The 1,195-nt window shown below is 72.1% G+C and carries 1 protein-coding gene; it reads left to right on the plus strand.

From position 1 onward, the window contains the following. Positions 1-1,126 (plus strand): HupE/UreJ family protein (locus ACFWEJ_RS28800; protein ID WP_377232572.1); only part of this gene is annotated, 1,126 nt, incomplete at its 5' end. Positions 1,127-1,195 lie beyond the last annotated feature (69 nt).

Genomic DNA, 1,195 nt, shown 5'->3' on the forward strand with positions numbered 1-1,195 from the left:
GTCGTCCTCCGGTCCGGAGGACGACGGTGCGGACGTCGTGGCCGTGCTCGACCTGGAGTACGACCTGCTCATGAAGTCCGCCTGGCTGCGGGCCGAGGCGTACGACGCGACCGACCGGGACGCCCAGCTCGCCCAGCTCGACGAGCACGAGGCCGAGGTGGACGGGTACGTTACCGACCGGTTCGCCGTGGCCTACGACGGCGAGCCGTGTGCGCCTGCGCTCTCCGGCGTCGGCGTCGTGGAGCGGGGGGAACGGCCCTACGCCTCCCTGACCTACACGTTCGCGTGCGACGGCGAGCCCGAGGGGGTGCACGAGGTCTCCAGCGCGCTGTTCCCGGACGCCGAGTCGTTCGTGCACTCGACCGAGACGATCATCCGGTACTCGCTCGACGACGAGGACGGCTCGGCGGTGCTCACCGCGGCGTCGCCCACGCTGACGACGGGGGAGCACCGGCTGCTGAAGCAGGTCGGGGAGTTCCTCGTGCTGGGCGGCGAGCACCTGCTGTTAGGCATCGACCACGTGCTGTTCCTGCTGGCGCTGCTGATCGGGGCGCGGCGGCTGCGCGACGTCGTCCTGACGGCCACGGCGTTCACCGTGGCGCACTCCGTGACGTTCCTGCTCGCGGCGCTCGGCGTGGTGTCGGTGCCGGCGATCGTGGTGGAGCCGGTGATCGCGGCGTCGATCGCAGTGGTGGCGGTGGTGGACCTGGTGCTGCTCTGGCGGGGCGGGGCGGGGCTGGGTGGTGACGCCTTGGGCGGCGGCGCGGCCTCGGGTCTCGTGCGGGACGCCCTGCGCTGGCGTGCGCCGGCCGGGACCCGCGACGAGCGCGGCGGCTGGGACCGCTGGCGGCTGCCCGTGGTGTTCGTCTTCGGCCTGGTGCACGGCGTCGGTTTCGCCGGGGCGCTCGGCATCGACGCCGCCTGGTCGTGGACCCTGCTGTGGTCGCTGCTGTCGTTCAACGTGGGCATCGAGGCGGTGCAGCTCGGCATCATCGCGGTGGTGTTCCCGCTGCTGGTGCTCCTGCGGGTCCGCGCCCCGCGCACGGCCCGCTGGGTGCTGCTGGCGGGTTGTTCGGCGATCGCGGCGGTGGCGCTGTGGTGGGTGGTGGAGCGGCTGCTCGGCTGACGCCGGCGGCACTGAACGTAGGTGTAGTCGCACTCTGAGCGCTCAGAGTGCGACAAAACCAAAGATAAG

The organism is Promicromonospora sp. NPDC060204 (genome assembly GCF_042728455.1).
Taxonomy (GTDB): domain Bacteria; phylum Actinomycetota; class Actinomycetes; order Actinomycetales; family Cellulomonadaceae; genus Promicromonospora.